Annotated in this window: 18 protein-coding genes and 1 pseudogene; 4 read left to right on the top strand and 15 right to left on the bottom strand. The window is 41.4% G+C overall.

Annotation, left to right across the window (positions count from 1 at the left end):
- Window positions 1–140: 140 nt before the first annotated feature.
- The 8 genes and pseudogenes from M886_RS03245 to rfbC all read right to left on the bottom strand — a co-directional run bounded on the left by M886_RS03245 (window position 141) and on the right by rfbC (window position 8,088).
- Window positions 141–1,070: an SDR family oxidoreductase gene (locus M886_RS03245; RefSeq protein WP_048050646.1), complete on the bottom strand. Its 930-nt coding sequence runs from the start codon at window positions 1,068–1,070 to the stop codon at window positions 141–143.
- A gap of 26 nt (window positions 1,071–1,096) precedes the next feature.
- On the bottom strand, window positions 1,097–2,836 hold the full coding sequence (locus M886_RS03240) for a nucleotide sugar dehydrogenase (RefSeq protein ID WP_084685038.1): 1,740 nt from the start codon (window positions 2,834–2,836) through the stop codon (window positions 1,097–1,099).
- Between the two features lie 129 nt (window positions 2,837–2,965).
- Window positions 2,966–3,904 carry a GDP-L-fucose synthase gene (fcl, locus tag M886_RS03235; protein WP_048050645.1) on the bottom strand — a complete coding sequence of 313 codons (939 nt, stop codon included), beginning with the start codon at window positions 3,902–3,904 and terminating at the stop codon, window positions 2,966–2,968.
- A 63-nt stretch (window positions 3,905–3,967) separates the two neighbouring features.
- Window positions 3,968–5,092 (bottom strand): GDP-mannose 4,6-dehydratase, encoded by a 1,125-nt coding sequence (gene gmd, locus M886_RS03230; RefSeq protein WP_048050644.1) that lies wholly within the window; start codon window positions 5,090–5,092, stop codon window positions 3,968–3,970.
- A gap of 352 nt (window positions 5,093–5,444) precedes the next feature.
- Window positions 5,445–5,729 (bottom strand): annotated as a pseudogene (locus M886_RS03225) (sugar phosphate nucleotidyltransferase); the annotation flags it as partial.
- Complete coding sequence (gene rfbD / locus M886_RS03220) at window positions 5,726–6,535, bottom strand: dTDP-4-dehydrorhamnose reductase (RefSeq protein WP_048050643.1); 810 nt, start codon at window positions 6,533–6,535, stop codon at window positions 5,726–5,728. The gene rfbD and the pseudogene M886_RS03225, both read right to left, overlap by 4 nt.
- Window positions 6,508–7,464, bottom strand: a complete 957-nt coding sequence (gene rfbB, locus M886_RS03215; RefSeq protein WP_048050642.1) for a dTDP-glucose 4,6-dehydratase — start codon at window positions 7,462–7,464, stop codon at window positions 6,508–6,510. The genes rfbD and rfbB overlap by 28 nt, the downstream gene beginning before the upstream one ends.
- Window positions 7,465–7,536: 72 nt before the next feature.
- Complete coding sequence (gene rfbC / locus M886_RS03210; protein WP_048051625.1) at window positions 7,537–8,088, bottom strand: dTDP-4-dehydrorhamnose 3,5-epimerase; 552 nt, start codon at window positions 8,086–8,088, stop codon at window positions 7,537–7,539.
- 614 nt (window positions 8,089–8,702) lie between these two features.
- Here rfbC and M886_RS19030 point away from each other — a divergent pair.
- Together M886_RS19030 and M886_RS03205 are read left to right on the top strand one after the other, a co-directional pair.
- The gene (locus tag M886_RS19030; protein ID WP_235203861.1) at window positions 8,703–9,020 is read left to right on the top strand and encodes a glycosyltransferase family 2 protein; all 318 of its coding nucleotides are present in this window, start codon (window positions 8,703–8,705) and stop codon (window positions 9,018–9,020) included.
- Window positions 8,974–9,645, top strand: a complete 672-nt coding sequence (locus tag M886_RS03205; protein ID WP_235203860.1) for a glycosyltransferase family 2 protein — start codon at window positions 8,974–8,976, stop codon at window positions 9,643–9,645. The genes M886_RS19030 and M886_RS03205 overlap by 47 nt, the downstream gene beginning before the upstream one ends.
- Window positions 9,646–9,753: 108 nt before the next feature.
- Here the strand turns inward: M886_RS03205 and M886_RS03200 are convergent, their stop codons facing one another.
- The 3 genes from M886_RS03200 to M886_RS18550 form a co-directional block, all read right to left on the bottom strand.
- Window positions 9,754–10,098, bottom strand: a complete 345-nt coding sequence (locus tag M886_RS03200) for a HepT-like ribonuclease domain-containing protein (protein ID WP_048036835.1) — start codon at window positions 10,096–10,098, stop codon at window positions 9,754–9,756.
- Window positions 10,095–10,403 carry a nucleotidyltransferase family protein gene (locus tag M886_RS03195; protein WP_048036797.1) on the bottom strand — a complete coding sequence of 103 codons (309 nt, stop codon included), beginning with the start codon at window positions 10,401–10,403 and terminating at the stop codon, window positions 10,095–10,097. The genes M886_RS03200 and M886_RS03195 overlap by 4 nt, the downstream gene beginning before the upstream one ends.
- A 115-nt stretch (window positions 10,404–10,518) precedes the next feature.
- Window positions 10,519–10,680: a hypothetical protein gene (locus tag M886_RS18550; protein WP_155395319.1), complete on the bottom strand. Its 162-nt coding sequence runs from the start codon at window positions 10,678–10,680 to the stop codon at window positions 10,519–10,521.
- A gap of 574 nt (window positions 10,681–11,254) precedes the next feature.
- Between M886_RS18550 and M886_RS03190 the strand changes: the two genes are divergently transcribed.
- The gene (locus tag M886_RS03190) at window positions 11,255–12,259 is read left to right on the top strand and encodes an SDR family NAD(P)-dependent oxidoreductase (protein ID WP_015411631.1); all 1,005 of its coding nucleotides are present in this window, start codon (window positions 11,255–11,257) and stop codon (window positions 12,257–12,259) included.
- A gap of 141 nt (window positions 12,260–12,400) precedes the next feature.
- Here the strand turns inward: M886_RS03190 and hepT are convergent, their stop codons facing one another.
- On the bottom strand, window positions 12,401–12,823 hold the full coding sequence (gene hepT, locus M886_RS03185; protein WP_048039608.1) for a type VII toxin-antitoxin system HepT family RNase toxin: 423 nt from the start codon (window positions 12,821–12,823) through the stop codon (window positions 12,401–12,403).
- Window positions 12,820–13,263 carry a type VII toxin-antitoxin system MntA family adenylyltransferase antitoxin gene (gene mntA / locus M886_RS03180; RefSeq protein WP_048050641.1) on the bottom strand — a complete coding sequence of 148 codons (444 nt, stop codon included), beginning with the start codon at window positions 13,261–13,263 and terminating at the stop codon, window positions 12,820–12,822. Before mntA ends, hepT begins: the two co-directional genes overlap by 4 nt.
- Before the next feature lie 410 nt (window positions 13,264–13,673).
- Here mntA and M886_RS03175 point away from each other — a divergent pair, with 410 nt between their 5' ends.
- Complete coding sequence (locus M886_RS03175) at window positions 13,674–14,375, top strand: acylphosphatase (protein ID WP_011033108.1); 702 nt, start codon at window positions 13,674–13,676, stop codon at window positions 14,373–14,375.
- A gap of 261 nt (window positions 14,376–14,636) precedes the next feature.
- Here M886_RS03175 and M886_RS03170 read toward each other — a convergent pair whose 3' ends face one another.
- Window positions 14,637–16,076 (bottom strand): TIGR04279 domain-containing protein, encoded by a 1,440-nt coding sequence (locus M886_RS03170; protein WP_048042551.1) that lies wholly within the window; start codon window positions 16,074–16,076, stop codon window positions 14,637–14,639.
- A gap of 366 nt (window positions 16,077–16,442) precedes the next feature.
- Window positions 16,443–17,129, bottom strand: coding sequence for a hypothetical protein (locus M886_RS03165; protein ID WP_011033106.1), 687 nt, complete (start codon window positions 17,127–17,129; stop codon window positions 16,443–16,445).
- Window positions 17,130–17,270 lie beyond the last annotated feature (141 nt).

Genomic DNA, 17,270 nt, shown 5'->3' with positions numbered 1-17,270 from the left:
CATCCTTATATAAGAAATATATCCCAAAACTATCTTCTGGGATTAGCTCATACGTTTTCTGTCTTGACGAATCTATTATTTTATTGTTAAGTCCTTTCTATAGAGAGTAATATGAAGAGCGTTGAAAATGATCTTATTCATCAATTTTTCCCTAGCCACTTTACTACTTCGGATAATTCATGTTTAAAGTTACTTTTTGGACTATATCCAAAATTCCCAGCTCTTGAAATATCTGCAAGGGAATGTTTGATATCTCCAGATCTCGGGTCTGAATGGATTGGTTTTATTTCCTTTCTTGTAATTTCGTTTATATAATCTACCAGTTGATTAATCGTAATTCTCCTCCCACATGCAATATTGAAAATTCCTGTCATATCGGATTCACAGGACAGTATATTTGCATCAACAACATTTTTGACAAAAGTAAAATCCCTACTCTGTTCTCCATCCCCATAAATTACAGGACTTTCGTCGTTCAAAATTGCCGTTATAAATTTCGGAATTACAGCAGCATATTGAGAATTTGGATCCTGCTTGGAGCCAAAAACGTTGAAATACCTTAAACTAACTGTTGGAAGTCCATAAAGGTCTTGAAAAACTTTGCAGTACATCTCTCCGGTTACTTTCGTAATCGCATATGGAGACATTGGGTTTGTAGGCATATCTTCTCTTTTTGGAAGGGTTGGAGTATCGCCATATACAGAAGAAGATGAAGAAAATATTGTTTTCTTAATCCCGGCTTCTTTTGCAGCTATTAAAACATTCAGCGTTCCTGTTACATTGGAATTATTTGAACTAAAAGGATCTTTCACACTTCTTGGAACGCTGGGGATAGCTGCGAGATGGAAAACATAATCCTTTTCTTTAAAAATTTCTGTTAGATTTAAATCTACTATACTGCCTTTTATTACATTTAGGTTTTTGTGGTCTAATAAATGCTTAATATTTTCAATTTTACCTGTAGATTCATTATCAATAACTGTTACTTCGTTATCCTCAAGTAACTTCTCGGTAAGATGGGAACCTATGAAGCCCATTCCACCAGTGACTATTACTTTTTTATTTTTCAAATAATCCCCTCTATGAAACTGTAAAATTATGAAAGTTTTTGGAGTTTTCTTTTCTGCACTTCTTTTTTAATTCTCTGGATATGGCCTCTTCCGAGCGCTTTGACTTCACAGCCCAGTTCGAAGTACCTTCTGATATTTTCGTCGGACAATATTCCGAAGCAGTCTATCACTGCAATAGGTCCACCTGCCATTTTCACAATAGTTTCCGGCTCAAGATTAAGATATTGGTTGTGTGGAACTGCAAAAATCAGAGCTTCTATACCTTTAATAGCTATTGAAAAGTCGCTTTCCATTTTTAGCTCTGTAAGACCATCCTGGTTTCTGAAGAAACGCTTCCAGGATTGACCTGATGCCGGATATGCATCCTGACTTTCCATCTCATACCAGTGATCTACGTAAGGGTCATGTACACGCATTTCGGCGCCCATTTCCGTAAGTTTTCTTACAACAATTTCGCTTCCACTATATCTGGTGTCGCCTACATCCTGCCTGTAGCTGGCTCCGCAAATCAGGACATCTGCTCCGGCGATGTATCGGTCCATGTTTCGAAGAGCATCCCTTGTGAGTTCAGCTACGTGAAGGGCTCTGGTATCGTTGACATCAATTGATGTGGGAGTGATCTTAAATACTTCATCCCCATCCTCAAAACCCAGGATGTGTTTGTAAGCCCAGTAACCCAGACCTCCGTCTTTAGGAAGGCAGTAACCTCCGATTCCAGGCCCTGGGAAGATCATGTTGCTGTGAGTTGGACGCATTTTTATTGCATCTACCACCTTTATGATATCCACGCCGTTTCTTTCCGAAAAGAGGCTCCATTCGTTGAGGAATGCGAGTATTGTTGCACGGTATGAATTTTCAATAATTTTTGCGGTTTCTGACTCAATCGGTCTGTCCATTACAGTCAGAGGATAATCTTTTGTGTTGATCACCTCCCTGAGGAATTTTTCAACCTTTACTTTTGCTTCGTCAGTGCAGCCGGCACAGACTCTCCAGAAGTCACGTACACTTGCAACGTAATCCTTCCCTGGCATGACTCTCTCATAACTGTGTGCAAGGAGAGGGGTTGAATCGATTCCACGCTTGTAGAATGCTTTTTTCAGGAGTGGGAGGGCAACGAATTCGGTAGTTCCGGGAGCAACGGTGGTTTCGATCAAGACAAGGCATTCAGGACGTATGTTTTCTCCGATTGTTTTCATGGAAGCTTCAAGGGCTGCCATATCAGTTTCGCCGGTCCTGACGTTTCCAAGTTCGCATTTTACATAGTCGCATTGAATGTCCACCACAACAACATCAGCAAGCTTCAGACAGTCATTTGTGTATGTGGCAACCAGTGTTTTTGTTTCAAGGACGCAGCGCTTTATTATTTCATCTACTTCTTTGTCTTCCGATTTCACAGGAGACTGTCCTCTGTTGAGTAGGGGAATTTTCCAATAACTTCGGGTACTTGGTCTCTGACAGCCAATCACAAATTTACTATAGTTACCATTTTCATCTTTTGTGTCTGCGATAATCGCAGCCATCACAGCTCCAACGAATCCGACTCCCATCACAACGACAATTTCTTTTCCTTCTCCACGGGCTTGATCCACAAGAGTCTTAATTCTCTTAAATTCTTGTTTATATTCTTCAGGTTCGGGTAGTGGAAATTCTTCTCCTTCTGGGCTAATTGAATAGTCTTTAATTTGAGAAGTAAGTTTTATAAGTGAGTCTCTTTCATTTTGGAGCTCCTCTGAGCTAATAAAATGACTTTTTATTTGAGATGACATGACTCTTTCTCCAAAAGCATTCATTTAAGTAAATATTTTTCTAATTGACTTTTAGATATAGTGCTTTATGTTAAGATAACTGCAATTTTCATGAAGCTCCTATTTTTCTTTATAGGAAATTAGATTGATTCATAATTTTGACTCAATATACCATTCGTAAGTTTCCCTAATTCCGTCTTCAAGTGAAATTTTAGCTTCCCATCCCAGTCCATTCAGTTTCGAAACATCCATCAATTTCCTTGGAGTCCCATCGGGCTTTGAAATATCGTACCTGATCTTCCCTTCAAAACCTACAATCTCTTTTATTAATTCTACAAGTTCACTGATTGTAACATCCTCTCCAACCCCGATATTCACAAACTCCCCTATTTCAGAATAATCATAATTCTCCATCAAATACACGCATGCATCTGCCATATCGTCCACGTGCATGAACTCCCGGAGTGGCTTTCCCGTACCCCACACAACAACTTCAGGCTCATTATTCACCTTCGCTTCATGGAATTTCCTGATCAATGCAGGCATCACATGTGAAGTTTCAAGATCGAAATTGTCATTAGGTCCGTAAAGGTTAGTAGGCATAACTGAAATGAAATTTGTCCCATATTGCTGGTTGTAATGTTTGCAGAGCCTGATTCCTGCAATCTTTGCAATTGCATAGGCTTCATTGGTTTCTTCGAGGGGACCCGTCAATAGATATTCTTCTTTTAAGGGCTGAGGAGCAAGTTTTGGATAAATACAGGAAGAACCAAGGAAAAGTAACTTTTTCACTCCATATTTATAGGCTGCATGGATAATATTTGACTCAATCATCAGGTTTTCGTAGATGAATTGAGCAGGATAGGTACTATTGGCAAGAATTCCACCCACTTTTGCAGCGGCTAAAAATACATACTCTGGCTTTTCCTGTTCGAAGAATTCGTTTACTGCCTGCTGATTTGTGAGGTCAAGTTCTTTGTGGGTGCGGAAGATAAGGTTGGTATAGCCTTTTGATTCAAGTTTTCTTTTGAGGGCTGAACCTACGAGACCCCGGTGACCGGCTAAATAAATTTTTGATTCTTTGTCCATTTAATCGCCTTTGGTTGAAAAGAGGAGTTCTTTGGAGGGTTTTGCTATACTGTATATTGATTTTTATAAGCTTTTCATATTTAATTTCGAGTTTTCAATCAGGTTTTCTTCAGATTCCTGGCAGGCTGCTAATTTTTCAGATGGGTAGGTTTTCAGGACTTCTTCCTCATCGGCTTTTATCATAATTTTTGCCAGCTCTTCCATTTTGACTTTTGGTTTCCAGCCAAGTTTTTCTCTGGCTTTTGAGGGGTCGCCGATAAGGAGTTCTACTTCAGTTGGCCTGTAGTATCCAGGGTCTATCTCAACTATGATTTTGCGTGTACTGGCGTCTATTCCCACTTCTTCTACGCCTTTTCCCTGCCAGATAATATCGATTCCCAGCTCTTTGAATGCAAGTTCGGTGAATTCTCTGACTGAGTGGGTTTCGCCGGTTGCAATTACATAATCGTCGGGGTTTTCCTGCTGGAGCATCAGCCACATGGCTTCCACGTAATCTTTTGCAAAGCCCCAGTCTCTTTTTGCATCAATGTTTCCAAGGTAGAGCCTGTCCTGCATTCCGTACTTTATTTTTGCAGCAGCCATTGTGATTTTTCTTGTGACGAAGGTTTCACCGCGGATTGGGGATTCATGGTTGAAGAGGATGCCGTTGCATGCAAAAATTCCGTAGGCTTCCCTGTAGTTTATTGTGATCCAGTAGGCGTACAGCTTGGCTGCTGCATAGGGGCTTCTCGGGTAAAAAGGAGTTGTTTCTTTCTGAGGGATTTCCTGGACTTTTCCGTAAAGTTCGCTGGTTGAAGCCTGATAGAATTTTGTTTTCTTTTCAAGGCCAAGGATGCGGATTGCTTCAAGGAGCCTGAGTGTCCCAAGGCCGTCGGAGTTTGCCGTATATTCCGGGGTCTCAAAAGAAACCTGGACATGGCTCTGGGCTGCAAGGTTGTAAATTTCGTCAGGCTGAACTTCCTGAATTATGCGGATCAGATTGGTTGAATCGGTCAGGTCTCCGTAATGCATAAAGAAGTTTACATTCCTTTCATGAGGATCCCTGTAAAGGTGATCTATTCTTGCAGTGTTAAATGAAGAGGACCTTCTTTTTATTCCGTGAACAATGTATCCTTTATCAAGTAAAAATTCAGCTAAATAAGCTCCATCCTGTCCTGTAATTCCTGTTATTAATGCAACTTTGGGCAACCCTGTCACTCCATTCCTTTTAATAAATTTAAACAAATTCTGAATTAAAATTAGAATTAAATCTACTAAATTTCCTTATAATGCTCATTTTTATAATCTCAGGCCTCGTGCCGAGAATAATTGCAATCTTCATATTTTTACCGCGTCCTTACCGGAAATCATTCTCTAATCAACTTATGAATCTATATTCTATTCTTCGGATGTCTTATTTTTCCATGAAACTGATATAATCGCTAACAGTTTTATAATTTATTGTATGATGCCCTATAAGTTTTTTTCTATACTTTGCTTTACAAGCATTCCAGCTCTTAACAAACTCTCAAAAGTCCCAGCATCACTCCAGAAACCCTCAATCTTCCGCAAGGCTGAGTGCCTGGGCAATCCCCCCGGCTTTTTCCTGAATTTCATAAGTAAAATGCACTTCATGCTCTACCCCGGAACCCAAAAGTTCAAGAAAATGTCCTGCATGTCCTCTGCCGGAAACGATCATTATTTCTTTTATTCCGGCGTTTATTAGAGTCTCCATCGGGTAGTAGATCATTGGCTTGTCATAGACAGGCAAAAGGTGCTTGTTAGTTACTTTGGTTAGAGGATACAGTCTGCTGCCCGTACCGCCTGCAAGTATAACCTCTTTCATATATTTCTCCCCTGCAAATAGTCCTTAAGTGCTTCTCTCCAGTGTCTCATGGGTCCGGTTTTAGTATTCACAAGAACTGAATACATTGGACGTTTTGCTTTCCTTTGAAATTCTTCACTGGTGCACGGAATAACATTATCGATAATAGAAGAGGCAAATTCGTACCAGGAACAGATTCCATCATTTGTAATATGATAAATTCCGGGTTCGAGTTCAATTATTTCCTTTACTTTTCTGGCAAGGTCCATTGTGTAGGTGGGTTTGCCGAACTGGTCATTGACAACCTTTACGGTATCCATTTCTCCTGATAGTTTCAGCATGGTTTCAACGAAATTTTTCCCATGCATTCCAAAAAGCCAGGAAATTCTTACAATCCTGTAATCATCCATATTCTCGATGATCTTTTTTTCACCGAGAAGTTTTGAATCACCGTATACATTAATCGGATCCGGGATGTCAGACTCTATATATTCTTTTTTGGAGCCGTCAAAAACATAATCAGTACTGAAATGAACGAGTTTTGCACCTGCTCTGGCGCAGGCTTCTGCAATGTATCCGGGTCCGGATCCGTTGACCTGGAACGCAAGTTCCTTGTTGTCTTCACAGCCGTCCACATTGGTGTAGGCTGCTGCGTTTATTACAACATCAGGTTTTATTTTTAAAATGGATTCAATAACCTGCTCTCTGTCTGTGATGTCGAGGTCATGGTGTGTCAGTTTGACAGCATCGGGAAAGACTTTGCACAGGTCTGACCCGAGCATCCCGCTGGAGCCGATGATCAGCGTTTTAATGGCTCCCACCACCATTTGTTTTCTAAATACCACCTGACAGTCTGTTCGAGAGCGGTATCAAAATCATATCTGGGTTTCCAGCCCATTTTTTCCAGTTTGCTGCCGTCAAGGGAGTAGCGGAAATCGTGGCCTTTTCGGTCTTCAACATACTCTATTGAAGATTCGTCTTTCCCAATCATTTTAAGGAGCCGGTGCGTAATTTCAAGGTTTGTGAGTTCGTTTCCGCCGTCTATATTATATATTTCTCCGGCGCTTCCGTTGTGGAGAACAAAATCGATCGCAGAACAGTGGTCTTCTACGTAGATCCAGTCCCGGATGTTCATGCCTGTACCGTAGACAGGGACTTTTTTTCCTTCCATCAATCTGCTGATGAAAAATGGAATTAATTTTTCCGGGTACTGGTAGGGACCAAAGTTGTTTGTGCATCGGGTTATGCAAACCGGAAGTCCATAGGTTGTGTAATAAGACATTGCAAGGAGGTCTGATCCTGCTTTGCTTGAAGAATAGGGGCTTGAAGGGTTCAGTTTATCTGTTTCTGTAAAAGAACCTTCCATTGTGCTTCCGTAAACCTCATCTGTGGAAACATGAATGAATTTTTTGATCTTATTTGCAAGGGCACTCTGGAGAAGGGTATTTGTCCCGAGCACGTTTGTCCTGACAAAAACCGAACCGTCTTCAATCGAACGGTCAACGTGGCTTTCGGCTGCGAAATGGACAACCTGGTCTGCTGTTTTCATAACCTCGTTTACAACCACAGGGTCGCAGATGTCGCCTTTGACAAAAGAGTAGTTCGGGTTATTTTCAATGTCTTTGAGGTTTGCAGGATTTCCTGCATAGGTCAGTTTGTCAAGGTTTACGATTTGATAGTCCGGATATTTTTTCAGCATATAACGGATAAAGTTGCTGCCTATGAATCCGCAGCCGCCTGTTACAAGCAGTTTCAATTGAGTCACCTTTTTGTGGGGTATAGATACTTTTAAGGAATGATCATTTCAGGTAATCAGAAATTCATCTAATCAGAAATTCATTCTGGCGTTTTTCAATTCAGGCAGAAGCTTATCCTTCTCTGAAAGTTTCACATCTTTTTCAGGTATTTTCCAGTCAATTTTCAGGGTAGGATCATTGTAGATTATACCGGCTTCAGCTCCCTTTTGATAGTATTCGTCACATTTGTAAGCAAAAACGGCAGTTTCGCTCAGGACGGAAAAACCGTGAGCAAAGCCTTTTGGAATTAAAAATTGCTTTTTGTTTTCACCGGAGAGTTCTACGCCTGCCCATTTCCCAAAAGTTGGGGAATCCTTCCTCAGGTCTACGGCAACATCGTATACTCTGCCCTCCAGAACCCTTACAAGTTTTGCCTGGCTGTAAGGGGCTAACTGGTAGTGAAGGCCTCGGATCACGCCGTATGATGATCTGGATTCATTGTCCTGTATGAAGTTATATTCCTTCCCGGTCAGTGATTCCAGTGTTTTTTTATTATAACTTTCAAAAAAATAGCCCCTCCCATCTGCGTAAACTTTTGCTTCAAGGATTAAGAGGTCTTTTATTGTTGTTTTTATCAGGTTCATTTGTTTTGCCTCATTTGACACGTTTAAGCCGCTTCAGGGATCCTTCAACTTTGTTAACTTTTATTGAATTACACTTTACAGTTATTTAATACATTTGATTTAAGTTTATCATTTAACCAGCTTAATTTTATTTATTAGCTTCTTCTCATCCCTGGCCCCAAATTTGTTCTAATAGAAATATTTTATAAGAGCTTCTGAAATAGATTTTCTAAAATAAAACCTGAACCTGAAAAGTTTCATGGAATTGTACAGATAATTGATATTATTTAAGAAGAAAATATAGAGCCAGTCGTTTTTAAGAAATCGTCCATCTCTTGATTTTCACTTGCGGCACTATTAATTATTATGACACGCCTCTTTCTCAACAATAATATATATTTTTATCTTTGTTTTCTATTTTAGATGAATATTTATACTTTTATATTGCTTGGTTTCAGGTGATTAGTCCAGCGGTTAACTTTTATGAGGATATTTTAGCAATGCTCTCAGAACTTTAGTAATGCTCTCAGAACTTTAGTAATGCTCTCAGAAGTGCCGCATTTTCTCATGGAATCTGAAATATAAGGTCAATTCACATTTATCAGTAAGGGCAGATTAAAACGGGTGTAGAACAGGTGGCTGAGGGTAGTTTTTTCTCTTTTATTCCGCAGGAAACCTCTGAAAAGGAGCAGATAGATTACCGGAAGATAGCCGTTATTCTTCCGGCTTATAATGAGGAGGTGTCCATAGGCAGCATTGTCCTGCTTGCCAGGAAGTACGCTGACAGGGTGATAGTTGTAGATGACGGGAGCACGGACAGGACAGCCGAGCTTGCTGCAATCGCAGGTGCTGAGGTAATTGTGCATTCCCCGAATCTGGGCAAGGGCATGGCTTTCAGGACCGGGTTTGCAGCAGCTGAGGGCGCAGATATTTATAGTCACCATGGACTCTGACGGGCAGCACAACCCTGCGGATATCCCGAAGCTCGTTGCTCCGGTCCTCAACGGTGAAGCTGACATGGTAAATGAGAGCCGTTACCTGAACGGCAGGGAGACGGACACGCCCGCTTACAGGCGCATAGGTCAGGCTATCCTTGACAGGGCCACGGTAATGAACTCAGGCGTCAAAATCACCGACTCGCAGAGCGGTTTCCGCGCATTTTCAGCCTCCACAAAAGATATCTTCCGCTTCAATGCGCATGGAATGGCAATAGAAAGTGAAATGCTTGCCGACGCAGGCAGGGCAGGGTTAAGGGTAAAAGAGGTGCCCATAGGCGTCAGGTATGACGTTGACGGCTCGACCGAAAATCCGGTAAGGCATGGGGTCACCGTTCCCTTAAAGATTTTTAAGGGTATGGAGTACAGCAAACCTCTGTACTACTTTACACTTCCCGGTTTCCTTCTCGGGGCGGGCGGGTTTTACATGGGGCTCACTTTCGTAAGGAATTTCTACCTGGGTGGGAGTCTGGAATTCGGGCCTACCATGCTCATGATCCTTCTGACTATCGTCGGTGTATTCATGTCTTTTACCGGAGTTCTCCTGCATTCGATAGCCGGGTTGCTCATGCATCTAAAATAAGTAGGTTCTGGCGGGATGAATTATGCTGTAATGGTATCTGAAAAATATCTAACATAACATACATTCCATAACATTCATGGCATGTATCTAAATTACTTGAATGGCAGGTTACTCAATCTCACTAAGGATAGATTTGAAAATCGGGACAAGAGGGGGGATATCCTGTTGTGCGGTGTCCCACAAAATTATCAGATCCACGCCAAAATATCCATGAATTAGCCTGTCTCGCATGGTAGCCATATCTCTCCATGGTACAGCCCGATATTTTTCCCTTATCTCCAGTGGTAAGTTTTTAGATGCCTCTCCTATGATTTCGATGGCTCGGATCACTGCATATTGTGTTTTCCTATCGTTGACAAACTGTTCATAGGAGTATTCGGCTATAAAGTCCTGAATATCGAGTAGGGCATTAAGTATATCTTCTATGTAATCCCCCGCAACTCCTGTGGTCATATTTCAACCACTTCTGAAAGGATGTGTTTTCCTATCCTCGGCTTCAGGGCAGTTTTTGATACCAGATCAACCTTGATCCCAAGTTTATCCGATAATTCATTCTCAAGCCTGGCATACCCTAAAAGTGTGATAGACCCGTTAAACTCTACCAGTATATCCAGATCGCTTGATGGGCTCTGCTCTCCCCGGATGTATGAACCAAAAATACCCATATATTTGATAGGGTACTTCTTCTTCAGTTCCGGAAGCATTTCCTGCAGTTTTTTGATGTATATGTCAACTCCACGTTGGCTCTGCAGTTTCATAGTGTTTTGAATTTATGGGCGTTCACATATAAATTAATAGTTTTTCCTTTAAGGAGCTTTTATTTGATGCTCAGTTTGTTTATGTAAAACTATGACTTTGAATAGATTCTCTTAATTAAGTTGTCATTTTTTCAGGACCGTCTGAGAGCATTTTGATCATTTTATTACGCACCTGCCTGGACTTCGGGGCTGCCGTGCTCATGATCCTTCTGACTATCGTCGGTGTATTCATGTCTTTTACCGGAGTTCTCCTGCATTCGATAGTCGGGCTGCTCATGCATCTAAAATGACTTAATAATATGACTTAAGCAGGGTTCAAAATAAATAGGGTGTGAAAACGGACTAATTCAAAATAAGTATCCAAACAAATTAATTCTAACTTTATTATTTAATTTTTTCAATAATATTGAATTTTAATCTCTACCGTCACCACTTCCTTTATATATCGTCAACTACCTTTAATTTTATTTAATACTCAGTGTATTAGTTGGGGTTGTTTGAATTATTGAGTGCCTCTGTTCGAAAGGTGCTCGCACGACAACGAAAAACAGGAAAGTTCAGCTGTAAGAGGGATATTCCATTGGAAAATGAATGTTCCTTCCTGGCTGTGCCGAGAAACACCAGCTACAGTAAATCCTGCTTTCAAGTTCTCCGGATCGAGAATAAAGGGGTTTCAGGCTTGCTGATCAGTATATAAACAGTTTAAAAGATGGTACTGAAATTATATTCAGACAACTCTTGCAGAAAAATGGGAAAAACGGAAGAAAAACGTAACTGAGAATCAACAATTGATGATCCTTCTGAAAAGTTGCCGTAAAAAAACGGTCCAGCTTCATAACGAGTTGATTTAAATGTCTAAAATAGTGATCACAGGCGGTGCGGGTTTTATAGGCTCCCATATTGCAGAAAACCTCGCAAAAGATGGTCATGAGATTGTTATTGTCGATAATCTTGATCCTTACTATTCTGTTGACCTGAAAAAGAAAAATTTGAATATTGCCCTTAACAGCGGGGATGCCACTTTTATTAATGCTGATGTCACCGACCTTTCAGGAATAAAAGATGTCATTGACAGCACAGTAGATTACGTTTACCACGAAGCTGCCCAGGCAGGCGTCAGGATTTCGGTAGAGGACCCTTTTAAGCCAAACGATGTAAACGTGCATGGCACTCTGAACGTGCTCAAAGCCTCTCTTGACGCGGGCGTAAAAAAGGTCATCAATGCTTCCTCATCTTCCGTCTACGGCAAAGTAAAATACCTGCCCTTCGACGAACAGCACCCAACAGAGCCAGTATCCCCATACGGCGTCAGCAAATTGGCTGCAGAGCACTACTGCAGGGTATTTTACGAAGTATACGGCCTCCCGACCACCTCATTACGCTACTTCACAGTATACGGTCCAAGAATGAGGCCCGACCTTGCAATCTCAATCTTCACCCGGAAAATGCTTGCAAACGAACCCATCACCGTCTTTGGTGACGGGGAACAGACACGGGACTTCACATATATCGAAGACGTCGTGGAAGCTAACAAAAGACTCCTTTACAACAGGGCAACCGACGGTAAAGTCCTGAACATCGGAGGCGGAAACCGGATCAGTGTAAACAACCTGATAGAAAACTTAAGGTCTATCACCGGTTCAACCTCTGAAATCATAAACGCCGACAAACAAAAAGGAGACACAGAAGACACACTTGCAAATGTTGACCTTGGAAATAATATGATAGGATACACACCATTATTCAACATCAATAAAGGCCTGAACAAATTCGTAGACTGGTTTAAAACCGAAAATCAATGCCGTGATCCGGAACAATCCCTTTTAAGTCAGTCCGCTCCGCAACTTCTAAAGTAATATTCTTAATTTCATCTCCATCTCCAGCTAAAATTAGTCCTCTATTAGTCCTCTTGAGCGAGCAAAGCGAGCGAAAAGGACCGCGTGCTCCCGATGCGCAATTCGGGCGAGACGAGAATCGGGCGAGGCGCAATTCGGGAATTACCTGTATCTGGAAATCAGGTACTTTGCAATATAGCCGGCAAAAAGTTCCAGGTCGTCAATGTCTTTCTGAAGATGGGAGTAAAGTTTTCCAATGTCGATATCTGCATACATATGGACAAGCACGTTCCGAAATCCTGCGGCAGGTGCCAGTTTTCTGGAAAAATCCTCCGGGAGGATACCGCGCTGGCCAAGTATCAGGATAACTTCTCTATAAGTATCCGGGCGCCTCAGTTTTTCAATGGAAATGACCATCTCGCAGATATCAATCATGCAGGCGAGTGAGACCTCCATGTACCTTTCAATCGCCCCTCTCAGAGTATGGTTGTTCATTATCTCTTCAATATCATACTGTTGATACTCTCTGAGGATACTGACATACTCCCCAAGCTGTTCCAGCTTGAAGTTTATCTCTTTTATCATCGGAACCCGCTCTCTGATATCCTTTTCAGGCTTTCTTTTGCATGCCTTTCAATATGATACCGTTCGTCCAGGTACCTTGACATCACTTTAGTCTCAAACTTTACCCTTAAAGGTTCGTCGGACTTCAATATTATTCCCTCACGTATAATATTATATGTCAAAAGGAGAGGAGAATCATTGAGTACCACAAGGTCCACATTATCCGTTTTAAGAAGGCATGTAAGTTCGCTTATCAATTCCACCTGGGGGTCAAAAGCTTCCTTTTGTAAAAGAGCATCATCAAAAAGTACAGCAATATCTATATCGCTAAGGCAATTAGATTCTCCCCTGGCAGTCGAGCCGAAAAGATAGGCTAATTTAACGCTCTCCACTCCTGATAAAAAGTCCCTTAGCTTCTGTTCAAGCTGTTGGAGGTTTAATTGTGGCACAACAGGTTGCATATCGAAGATCACCCGTGACTTTATGTTTATTTCTGTTTATAATTTATGCAGGCTTCATAATTTCCAGACCCGTTTCCTCAAGCTTCTAAAACCCAATCCAAAACTACTTCGAGTAAATACGCAGATATTTCCAGTACCGATATTTAATGAAAATTGAAATTTGAAAATAGGTTGCCTTCAGGCTGACCTGTTCTTTTTCTTTCTCACTCCTATTAAGTTCAGCTACTCTCAACTATAAAGCAGTATTCTTAATTTCAGCTCCATCTCCAGCTAAAATTAGTCCTCTTGAGCGAGCAAAGCGAGCGAAAAGGACCTCGTGCTCCCGAAACGAAACTCGGGAAGGACACCGTCCTCCCGAGACGGGACTCGGGAGAATAAACTTTATCATCTCTTAAGGAAAATAGGTTGGTATGCAGAAACGTGCCGAGATCAAAGTATATGGCCGAGTCCAAAAAGCAGGTTTCAGAGACTTCATTGATGAGATTGCCTTTAATCTGAATCTCAATGGATACGTTAAGAATCTCGACGACGGGACAGTGCAGGTTGTTTGCGAAGGAGAAGAAGCCGCAATTAGCGAATTGCTCCAAAAAATTAACGTCACTCAGTACCCTATCAGGGTAGAAAACATTGAGGTGACTTGCAAAGAACCGACAGGCGAATACGGGACATTTGAGCTTATTAGAGACGAAGACCTGACAACAGCAACTTATGAGAGAATGGATGTAGCTGCGCGGTATATTCGTGAAATGAATTCAAACCTGTGCCAGAAGATGGATTCTATTGGCGGGAAAATTGATGGCCTCGGAGGGAAAATGGACTCTCTCGGGGGCAAAATGGATTCTCTTGGAGGCAAAATTGATTTTCTCGGCGGGAAGATCGACGTTCTGGGAGGCAAAATTGATTCCCTTGGTGGGAAAATTGATGTCTTTGGCGGAAAAGTGGATTCCTTCGGCGGAAAAATTGATGTCCTGGGCAATAAGATCGACCTTGCCAGGGTGGAAATTACATCTGAAATACGCATAAGCCGGGAGAGTCTCAGGTCTCATCTCGATGAAAGGATTTCGGTCATAGAACGAGAATTAGCCCTCATTAGAGCAAAAGTTGTGACCTGAAACAATTTTCTTTACTTTTTTTCCCTTCTCTATAATTCCTTTAAACTTTCTTTACTTTCTTTAAACTTCTCTTATTTTTCTTGGCTATATTGCTTTTCAAGCTTTTAATGCCTGATAAACCCTGAACATGCTTTTTTCTGACAATCTGGGGGGCGCTTAAGACTAGTTGAAAAAATTAAAATTTAAAGCAGGCAGGGTTTCAGTTAAATTTCCATTTAAGCCTGCTTTAAAACTCTGACACATTTTTCTGTTCCTCTTCAATTAGCGCAGTTTCTTTATTATTACAATCCCGATAAGAAGAGTTCCTATAAACCCTATGAGGAAAGAAGCAAGTTTTGGGGGGTTCTTTATTACTTCTGCTGCCTGAAGTGCTTCTCCTCTGATCTGAGGCCCGAGGCTTTCCAGTCCTAGTGAGCTTGCGGTGTCAAGAATGGAATCCTCGGTTTCCTGGGAGAGGGGCTCCTGGATCTCTGTTACAGGGTTATTGTTTGTTTCCTGTTTTTTATTTGATCCGTCAGATTTTTTGGCTTCGCGGATGGATACCTCGGTCTGGGCTACGCCGACAATGCCTTTGCCTTTTTCGTAGGCGCCTGCAAAGAGAAGGTAATCACCCGGAGGGAGGTCAAAAGCAGTAAGTGAGAGTGTGTTCTGATTCTGTTCTCCTATGCTGATGGTACCGTTTCCTTCTCCTATCAGGGTCTGAATTTCAGTCGTGAGTTCGTCTTTGTTGAGTTTTGTTTTATAGTTAGTTGAGTTGATGTCAAACTCATCAATGACATCTATTCCATTAACAAATACACTGGTTTCTGCTGCTGTCCCATTTGAGCTGGCATATATTTCTGCGCGGTAGGCATCTTCCCTTATCAGCAGGGCGCCATATGTGTAATTCCCCTCAGAAGGAGCTTTTTTCAGGTCCAGGCTGACCTCAAGGTTATCGCCATCTTTGAGCTTATTCGGGGACTTTATTTTCAGTTCATATTCCAGAACCTCAAAGCATGTTGCGGAAAGGACTTTTCTCTCTGACTCAGGGTCCACATTTCCATCACCTGCAAGCATTATGACTACTCCGTAGCTGCCAGCATAAAGGGGGTCAAGGGTCAGGGAAGAGGGGAGGTCTCCGTTTTCGTCCAGGGTAACAGTGTTTATCAGGGTTGTAGAATTCGTGGTGTCATCAAAGACTTCTTTCAGGCTCACGGAGTTTCCGTCCCTAGCATCCGTGAAAGCCTCATCAAGGGAGTTAAGGTCAAGCCCTTCAACCAGGTAAATATTAGCCTCCTTCTGCCCGAAGGCTTCAGGACCTTTATAATCCAGAGTCACTTTGTCTTTTTCAGTGTAAAAAGGATGAGCAGTGTACGGGTACGAAATAGTTATTTCAGTTTCTTCCTCTGATGCCTCTGATTTCAATTCAAGAGCAGCTCCTGCACTCTTAAGGCTGCCTGTCCCGTTATATGTAAAATTAAGAGGTTGGGGGAGCTGAATTTCATTTCCTCCGCTCAGGAGGATCCAGCCTCCTTCAGTCAGGTTTTCATTGTGGTCTGCAAAATACACGCTGTTCCCGTTTTTTTCAATAACTGCAATCCAGGGTCCATCTTCAGAGAATGCCGCTGACACCGGACTCAATAAAAAAATAAGAATCAAAACTGTCAGGGTTAACCTGAATATTCCACCATGAACTCTATACATTCCTGTTCTCTTCTTCAATTATAGCACCCCTCAGTTACCTTTTTCCTTTCTGGTTCCGGCTTTTGTCTTTTTCAGGGCTTCATGTGTTAATTTTCTTAGTTAGTATAATTCAACATTCATATATTTGTTTAAATACTTGTTTGATTTATTCAGAATACATACTTGATTTATTTAAATACTTGTTTGATTTATTTAGAATACATACTTGATTTATTTGGAATAAATACTTGATTTATTTAAATATACATTTACTTTATTTGGAATATCTATTTGATTCATTTAGAGCATTATTTTGCTATTAAATTCATTGAAAATGCCTTTACAAACTTTTACAGGTTTGAAAATCACTTCTGCACGAATTTACTCTTTAAAATTTCAATAATTTTAACGCTTTTTTCTCCTCGAATAAAACAGGAGCAGTATCACTCCGGTTAAGGTTCCTGCTGCCAGTATATTCCAGTTTTTCCATTCCCCGGAAAAATCCTTTTTTGAGCTTTCTTTCTTTCCTGGTGAAGTATTTACGTCTGAAGGCGGTTTTTCTGCCGGCTTCAGGGTAACCTGCTTTGTGGTGTTCCCGGCTTTTATCTCAAAATTGCCTGCTGGTATGGATTCTGTATTATATCTATAACTGAAATTGCCCGAATTGACTTCCATCTGCTGGCGACCTGTAATCCTGAGTTTGACCTCGGAGGCATTTGACTTTCCATCTATCCTGATCTGATAAGTCCCTGGAGGTACAGCGGACTGCGATATCTCTGCAACTCCTCCTTTTGCCTTTGCAGTTCTGCTTATCCACAGTATCATTTTTACCCTCACGTTCAGGTCTTCGGCTCCTTTAGCCTGTACATTGAAACGGTTCTTGAATCCGGGTGAGATTTCCACATTTTCAAGCAAATACTCATATCTGCCTTCTGAGACCGGAACATCTTTTTCAAAGGATACAAGTATCTCAGCCGTATCTCCAGTGAAATTGGACCCTTTTATCTCTATTATATCCCCGGCCACCGGGCTTTCAGGGACCAGTTCCCAGCTGTTAGCTGCAGCTGAGGCAGCTCCGGGGAGGGTGACCAAAGATATGAATAAAGAAAGCTAAAGCAGAAACTTTAGCTTTTTTCCACTTTTCCGGGCCGTAAGACCAGTAAAAACCAATTTTGTGAACGTGGTTCCTTTAAAAAGCAAGATTTTGAATCTCCTTTCTCCACTTTTTCCGGC

The sequence above is a fragment of the Methanosarcina soligelidi genome, from assembly GCF_000744315.1.
Taxonomy (GTDB): Archaea; Halobacteriota; Methanosarcinia; order Methanosarcinales; family Methanosarcinaceae; genus Methanosarcina; species Methanosarcina mazei.
This window is presented reverse-complemented; position numbering and strand designations above follow the sequence as displayed.

Excerpts from the sequence above, each read along its gene's own strand:
- M886_RS03240 (WP_084685038.1), bottom strand. The coding sequence starts at position 2,836 with ATGTCATCTCAAATAAAAAGTCATTTTATTAGCTCAGAGGAGCTCCAA.
- fcl (WP_048050645.1), bottom strand. The coding sequence starts at position 3,904 with ATGGACAAAGAATCAAAAATTTATTTAGCCGGTCACCGGGGTCTCGTA.
- rfbD (WP_048050643.1), bottom strand. The coding sequence starts at position 6,535 with ATGGTGGTGGGAGCCATTAAAACGCTGATCATCGGCTCCAGCGGGATG.
- rfbC (WP_048051625.1), bottom strand. The coding sequence starts at position 8,088 with ATGAACCTGATAAAAACAACAATAAAAGACCTCTTAATCCTTGAAGCA.
- M886_RS03200 (WP_048036835.1), bottom strand. The coding sequence starts at position 10,098 with ATGACCACAGGAGTTGCGGGGGATTACATAGAAGATATACTTAATGCC.
- M886_RS03195 (WP_048036797.1), bottom strand. The coding sequence starts at position 10,403 with ATGAAACTGCAGAGCCAACGTGGAGTTGACATATACATCAAAAAACTG.
- M886_RS18550 (WP_155395319.1), bottom strand. The coding sequence starts at position 10,680 with ATGAGCAGCCCGACTATCGAATGCAGGAGAACTCCGGTAAAAGACATG.
- M886_RS03190 (WP_015411631.1), top strand. The coding sequence starts at position 11,255 with ATGTCTAAAATAGTGATCACAGGCGGTGCGGGTTTTATAGGCTCCCAT.
- hepT (WP_048039608.1), bottom strand. The coding sequence starts at position 12,823 with ATGATAAAAGAGATAAACTTCAAGCTGGAACAGCTTGGGGAGTATGTC.
- mntA (WP_048050641.1), bottom strand. The coding sequence starts at position 13,263 with ATGCAACCTGTTGTGCCACAATTAAACCTCCAACAGCTTGAACAGAAG.
- M886_RS03175 (WP_011033108.1), top strand. The coding sequence starts at position 13,674 with ATGCAGAAACGTGCCGAGATCAAAGTATATGGCCGAGTCCAAAAAGCA.